8 protein-coding genes and 1 pseudogene are annotated in these 5,902 nt (G+C 67.1%); 8 read left to right on the top strand and 1 reads right to left on the bottom strand.

Features of this window, described 5'->3' with window-relative positions:
* The 8 genes from sctQ to G3N58_RS33170 form a co-directional block, all read left to right on the top strand.
* The coding region (gene sctQ, locus G3N58_RS33205; RefSeq protein ID WP_206001300.1) for a type III secretion system cytoplasmic ring protein SctQ at nucleotides 1–697 on the top strand (697 nt) is incomplete at its 5' end.
* Nucleotides 684–1,340, top strand: a complete 657-nt coding sequence (gene sctR / locus G3N58_RS33200) for a type III secretion system export apparatus subunit SctR (protein ID WP_167044079.1) — start codon at nucleotides 684–686, stop codon at nucleotides 1,338–1,340. The genes sctQ and sctR, both read left to right, overlap by 14 nt.
* A gap of 8 nt (nucleotides 1,341–1,348) precedes the next feature.
* A complete protein-coding gene (sctS, locus tag G3N58_RS33195; protein ID WP_167044082.1) occupies nucleotides 1,349–1,612 on the top strand; it encodes a type III secretion system export apparatus subunit SctS in 264 nt (87 codons plus the stop codon).
* Nucleotides 1,609–2,736 (top strand): helicase, encoded by a 1,128-nt coding sequence (locus G3N58_RS33190; protein ID WP_206001299.1) that lies wholly within the window; start codon nucleotides 1,609–1,611, stop codon nucleotides 2,734–2,736. Before sctS ends, G3N58_RS33190 begins: the two co-directional genes overlap by 4 nt.
* 105 nt (nucleotides 2,737–2,841) lie before the next feature.
* The gene (locus G3N58_RS33185) at nucleotides 2,842–3,960 is read left to right on the top strand and encodes a secretion protein SctD (RefSeq protein WP_205193001.1); all 1,119 of its coding nucleotides are present in this window, start codon (nucleotides 2,842–2,844) and stop codon (nucleotides 3,958–3,960) included.
* 17 nt (nucleotides 3,961–3,977) lie between these two features.
* A complete protein-coding gene (locus G3N58_RS33180; RefSeq protein ID WP_167044091.1) occupies nucleotides 3,978–4,229 on the top strand; it encodes a type III secretion system protein in 252 nt (83 codons plus the stop codon).
* Nucleotides 4,230–4,346: 117 nt separating this feature from the next.
* Nucleotides 4,347–4,553 carry a hypothetical protein gene (locus tag G3N58_RS33175; RefSeq protein ID WP_205193003.1) on the top strand — a complete coding sequence of 69 codons (207 nt, stop codon included), beginning with the start codon at nucleotides 4,347–4,349 and terminating at the stop codon, nucleotides 4,551–4,553.
* Nucleotides 4,554–4,671: 118 nt separating this feature from the next.
* Nucleotides 4,672–5,127: a CesT family type III secretion system chaperone gene (locus G3N58_RS33170; protein WP_167044094.1), complete on the top strand. Its 456-nt coding sequence runs from the start codon at nucleotides 4,672–4,674 to the stop codon at nucleotides 5,125–5,127.
* Between the two features lie 38 nt (nucleotides 5,128–5,165).
* Here G3N58_RS33170 and G3N58_RS33165 read toward each other — a convergent pair.
* A pseudogene (locus G3N58_RS33165) lies at nucleotides 5,166–5,902 on the bottom strand (type II/III secretion system family protein); the annotation flags it as partial.

Here is a 5,902-nt window from a genome sequence, read left to right as displayed (position 1 = left end):
CGACCGCGCGCAGGAGGCGGGCCCCGGCCCGTGCTGTGCGCTCGCGTTCCGGCTCGGCGGCGAGCGTATCGACGCGACGCTCGAACAGATCGACGACGGCTGGCTCGACGCGCTGGAAGCCTTCGTCGCGCGGCAGTTCACGCCTTACGCGACGCACGTCAGCGGGATCGCCGTGCCGGGGCGCCTGACCATCGGCGAGAAGGCGATGAGCGTGACGAAGCTCGACTCGCTGCGCCCCGGCGACGTGCTGCTGCGCGCCGTTTCCGAACCCGTCGCCGCGCTGCTGCGACATGCCGCCGAAGCCGCGCGCGCGCAGGTGGTCTGGGGCCGCTACGGCACCCGCCAACTGCGCGTGCCGGTCGACCTCACCCAACAGACCATGACCCTGACCGAGGACCCCACCATGAGCCACGACACGCGCTTCAGCGCTCCTCTCACCGACTCGATCGACTCGCCGGTCGGCATCAGCGATCTCGATCTGCCGCTGAAGCTCGAGATCGACACGGTGTCGATGCCCGTCGCGCAACTGTCCGCGCTGCGCGCCGGCTACGTGCTGGAACTGCCGACCCAGGTGCCCGACGCGCGCGTGCGCCTCGTCACCTACGGGCAGACCATCGGCTTCGGCGAACTGGTCAGCGTCGGCGACCATCTCGGCGTGCGTCTTCTTCGACTGTCGAGCGGCCATGATTCAGTTTAACGATCTCACCGGGCTGCTGATCACCGTCGTCGCGATCAGCCTGATCCCCTTCGTTGCAATGGTGGCCACGTCGTACGCGAAGATCGTCGTCGTGCTCGGGCTGTTGCGCAACGCGCTCGGCGTGCAGCAGGTGCCGCCGAACATGGTGCTGAACGGCATCGCCGTGCTGGTCTCCGCGTACGTGATGGCGCCGATCGGCATCCAGGCCATGCAGACGATGCAGAACACCCACCGCGCGCCCGGCGCCGATTCGTCGACCATCGTGTTCGACGCGTTCGATGCCGCCAGGGAGCCGTTCCGGGGCTTCCTCAAGAAGCATGCGGGCGAACGCGAGAAACGCTTCTTCGTGCGCTCGGCAATGGTGATCTGGCCGAAGGAGATTGCCTCGAAGCTGCGCGAAGACGACCTGATCGTGCTCGCGCCGGCCTTCACGCTGACCGAGATGACCGACGCGTTCAAGATCGGCTTCCTGCTGTACATCGCGTTCGTCGTCGTCGATCTCGTGATCGCCAATGTGCTGATGGCGATGGGCCTGAGCCAGGTTCAGCCGACCAACGTCGCGATCCCGTTCAAGCTGTTGCTGTTCGTCGTGATGAGCGGCTGGTCGACGCTGATCCACGGACTCATCATGACCTACCGCTGAGGCATCTCATGGAAACCGATACGCTCATTCGCGTCACCACCGAAGGGCTGCTGCTGTGTCTGACCGTCTCGATGCCGGTCATCGTCGTCGCGGCGGTGTCGGGCCTCGCGATCTCGTTCGTGCAGGCGATCACCTCGCTGCAGGACCAGAGCATCTCGTACGCGGTGAAGCTCGTCGCGGTCGTCATCACCGTGCTCGTGACGGGCGCCTGGGGCTCCGCGTCGATCCTGCACTTCGCGAATGAAATCATCACGCTGGCGGTGCCGTCATGAGCTCGCGCATCCACGGCAACAACGGCCATTCGAACCATCAGGCCGATGAGCTTTCGCAGGAAGCGCATACCGAGCAGAAATTCGAAGCGGGCACCTTTACGCGCTTCAAGGTGCAGCGCGTAAAGATGCAGCGCGCGCGGATGCTGCACAACAAGATGGCGGCGGCGTTCTGGAAGGGCAAATCCTTCATGGGCGCGAACCGGCTGCCATCGCCGTCCGCGCAGAAATTTGCCAGGCTCGGCCAGCGGCCGCGCCCCGAATCGTCGGGCAAGTCGCATGCGAAGGACACCGAGATTCGCGAGCAGCCGGACGACGGATCGCAACTGAACCGGTACGAGCACGAGCACCGGCGCGACGACGATCCGCAGAAACAGCATCAGCATTCCCACCCGCACGAGCGTGAACATGAACGCGAGCGCGACCGGGATCAGCAGCAGCCGAAGCAGGATCAGGGGCGCGAACACGAACGCGATCAGCAGCGCCAGGACCAGGAGCCGCGCCGCGAGCGGGACGACGGCCAGCCGCAGCAGCAACAGCAGGGGCAGCCCGACGGCCGCCAGCCGCGGCGCGACGGCGACAAGCGGGAACGCTCGACGCGCATCCAGGCGGCGAAAGTAGGCAAGATGCGGCCGGTGCGGTTGCAGGCGCTCGCGAGCCCGATGCAACTGCTCGCAAAGGAGAAGATCGGCTCGCCCGATCTGCCGTCGCGGCTCGCGGCCGACGGTACGCGCGCGGCGCTCGATCTGCTCTCGCAGATTCCGCACGACGGGCCGCTGCTGCTCGTGCCCTACCTGCTCCAGATGATGTCGCCGCTCAGCATGGTCAGGCGCCGTCAGCCGGCGCGGCTGCAGTCGTACCACAACGCATCGCTCGCCTACGCGCCCGCCGTGTCGCCGAAGCCCGCGGTGACGGCGAAGCTGCATGCGCTGTCGCTCGACACGGCGCTCGCGCGGCGCGACGCCGGCGTCGACTACAACGACGACGAGCAGTCGCTCGCCATGATCCGGCAGCGGATTCTCGACGCCGTCGGCGTCGCGCAATCGACGGCGGACGGCACGCCGGCCGCTTCGGATACGACGCTGCAAGTTCGCATGCCGCCCGCTGCGCCGGAGGCGAAAACCTAAACTGGATTCGACGGTTGCGGCCGCTAACAGCGGCGAAAACGACGGCCGCACCCTTCAGGCATTTCAGGTATTTCAGGCATCAGCGGATCAATGGGAACGACGAACATGAAAGCCCTTCGAGTACTGACCGGAACTCACGCCGGAGCCCAGGTCCAGCTCACGAGCGGCAGCTACCGGATCGGCGGCGCCGAGGATGCGGACCTCTGCATCACCGACTGGACCGTCGACGACGTGACGCTGGTCGTCGGCGAGGAGGGCGTGACCCGCCTGCAGTCGTCGAACGGCGACGAGGTGCTGGTTGCCGATTTCGTCGCGGTGCCGTTTGGCGACGTGGTGTTCTGCGTCGGCCCGGAAGACGCGGACTGGCCGCGCGATCTCGATCTGCTTGCCGGATTGTGGAAGACGGCCGAGCCGCCGATCGAGGCGCCGGCGCACGATGCCGCCGTTGCAAGCGCCGCGGACGACGCAAACGTCGCGAACGATGGGCCCGCGCGGAACGACGCGCCGCAAGCCGCCGATAGCGATGCGGCCGGCACCGACGGCGCGCCCCGCCTCAACCCGGTGCTCGCGCTGCTCGCCGCGTCGGGCCGGCTGTCGGGCAAGCTGACCTGGCGCACCACGGTGGCCGCGCTGATGTGCACGGTGGCGGTCGGGGTATTGGGCGCGGTCGGCACCATGTTCGCCGGCACGCAGTCGAGCGAGGCGGCCAACGTGAAGTTCAACCCGGCATCGCTCGCGCGCGAGATCGACGGCGCGCTGCACCGGGCCGGCTTTGCCGACCTGCACGCGATGCCGGGCAAGGACGGCGTGGTCGTCGAGGGCATCGTGCCGCAGTACAAGGACAGCGCCAAGGCACAGCGGATCATGGACGCAATCGCACCGGGCAAGGTGCGGCGCGAATACGACGTCGCGCAGCAGGATGTCTCGAACATCCAGCAGTCGCTGACGGGTACGGGCGCGACGGTCGACTACGTGGGCCACGGGGTGTTCCGCGTGACGGGCAGCGTGCCGTCGATGGCGACCTTCCGCACGCTGATCGCGGGCGTACGCGCCGATCTCGACCGCAACGCCAAACGCATCGACATCGACGTGAAGGAAGCGGAGCTGCCGACGCACGACGCCCAGTTCACGGAAGTCGTCGCGACCGGCGGACTGCGCTACGCCGAAACCCCGGACGGCACCAAGCATCTGTTCGCCAGCAGCGAGGACGAGGCAAACAATTGAACACTCAAGGAACGGACATGTACGACGCACTGATACCCATCGCCCAGGATCTGAGCGCGCTCGACGCGACGCTCGCCGCACCCGACGGCGCCCAGCGGGTCGCCCGCATCGCCGCCGCGTTCGACGAGACGGCGCGCCGCATCAGCCAGGCCACGCAGACGGCGGCCGACGACGGCGAGCGCCTCGATCTGCAGAAGCTGTACCGGGGCATGGTCGCCGCCCGCCGCATCGTGCTGTCGATACAGGAGCGTCACGGCGCATCGGCCTGAACGGGTTGTCCCGGCGTTTTTTCGCAATTCACCGCCCGCGAGGGCAGCAGCAAGCGGCCCGCAGGGCAACCGGCAGTGAGCAGTTTCTTTCTCAATCTTTTTTTGGAGTTATTCATCATGTCTTCTATCGCAGCCAGTGGTGTTCAGCAAAGCGGCGCGCAAAGCGCTGACATGGTCGGCCAGATGCAGCAGATGGCCGATCAGAACAATGCCATGACGATGGCGTCGATGCAGATCAACATCCAGCAGCAGGAAACCTCGGCAACAGCGTCGGTCGGCAACAACGGCGCGAAAAATATCTCGGACGCCGCGAAGGGTCAGTAAGATCCGACGCGCCAATGCAGTCCCGTGCGACGGGCACGGTGCGGAAGGCTCGCCCTTCCGTCTCCGTGCCCGATTTTTTTTGCCGGGCAAACCACGCGCTGCATAGGAAATCGATTCCATGAGCAGGGAACGCTTCGTCGGGCTGATCCACGAAATTTGCGACGTGGTCGGGCTACCCGACGCCGAATACATCGTCGAGACGCAGGCCCTCGAAATCGAAGGCTTCGACGTCCGTCTCGATCATCACGAGAACGACCCGGACTCGATCTACGTCTGCTTCCACTACGGCACGGTGACGGCCGGGCGCACGCTGGTCGTGTTCCGCCTGATGCTCGAGGCGAACCTGCTGATCTACGCGCAGGACCAGGCGCAGCTTTGTCTCGACTCCGACACCGGCAGCATCGTGCTGCTCGTGCGGGTGGTGATGGGCAACGACGTGACAGGCGAATATCTGGCGGACGTGTTCGCGCACTACGCGGAACACGGCCGCTACTGGCAGAACAACATCCTCGCATCGGGCGACGAGATGTTCGAGGGCATCGCAGCCGGCAACTTCATGTGGCTGCGCGCGTAACGTGCATAGCGCGCAGCGCTGGCGCATTCACCGGCGCACTACGCCACGACCCGTGGCACCAGCAGCACGAGCCGTGAACCTGCGTTCGGCTCCGCCGACGCGTCGCGCGGCGCCTCGATCACGAGGCATTCGCCGGCCGCGACGCTACCTTCGACGTGCCGGTATTGCCGGGCATCGTCCGGATGGCCGATCTCGACGCCGAGCCCGATCATCGCGGCCGCGGCATTCCCGTTCACCGTCGGCCGCACCCCGAGCCACAGGTCGCGTCGCGGCTCGTCGGGCCGCCCTTCAGCCTCGCGCGCGAGCCGTTCCTCGTGACGGTCGATCACGGCGGGCGAACGATCCTGCGTCAGCGACGTCTGCGATACCTCGATCCGCGCCCGCCGCTCGGCCGCGAGCGCGTGCAGTTGAGCGAGCAGCGCGTGGCCGCCGTCCGGCGCCACGCCGACACCCGGCACCACGTCGCCCGAGGCCGTCGCAAGCGCGGGAGGCAAAGCGGCCTGCAAGGCGTCGAGCGCGTCCGCATCGACATCGACCACCCAGGTCTGAATCGACACGAGCTGCGGCATCACGTCGAGGTCCATCACGAGCGCTTCGTCGGCCTCGATCCGCTGCGGCTTGTCGCGCACCAGGATCGAGTTGGTCGCGGCGTCTGCCTCGATCGCCGGCAGCGGCATGCCGAGATCGACGAGCTGCGGCGCGGGCGTGCCGCTTGCCACGGGCGGCAGCGGCGGCTGGAAGCGGCGGCGCAGCAGCGTCGCCGCGCCCGGAGAGC

The sequence above is a fragment of the Paraburkholderia sp. Ac-20342 genome, assembly GCF_017104985.1.
Taxonomy (GTDB): Bacteria; Pseudomonadota; Gammaproteobacteria; order Burkholderiales; family Burkholderiaceae; genus Paraburkholderia.
Note: the sequence above shows the minus strand (reverse complement) of the source record. Positions and strands in the feature narration are given on the sequence as shown.

Bases quoted from the DNA above. Each gene is read 5' to 3' on its own strand.
- G3N58_RS33190 (WP_206001299.1), top strand. From the start codon at position 1,609: ATGAGCTCGCGCATCCACGGCAACAACGGCCATTCGAACCATCAGGCC.
- G3N58_RS33170 (WP_167044094.1), top strand. From the start codon at position 4,672: ATGAGCAGGGAACGCTTCGTCGGGCTGATCCACGAAATTTGCGACGTG.
- sctS (WP_167044082.1), top strand. From the start codon at position 1,349: ATGGAAACCGATACGCTCATTCGCGTCACCACCGAAGGGCTGCTGCTG.
- G3N58_RS33175 (WP_205193003.1), top strand. From the start codon at position 4,347: ATGTCTTCTATCGCAGCCAGTGGTGTTCAGCAAAGCGGCGCGCAAAGC.
- G3N58_RS33185 (WP_205193001.1), top strand. From the start codon at position 2,842: ATGAAAGCCCTTCGAGTACTGACCGGAACTCACGCCGGAGCCCAGGTC.
- sctR (WP_167044079.1), top strand. From the start codon at position 684: ATGATTCAGTTTAACGATCTCACCGGGCTGCTGATCACCGTCGTCGCG.
- G3N58_RS33180 (WP_167044091.1), top strand. From the start codon at position 3,978: ATGTACGACGCACTGATACCCATCGCCCAGGATCTGAGCGCGCTCGAC.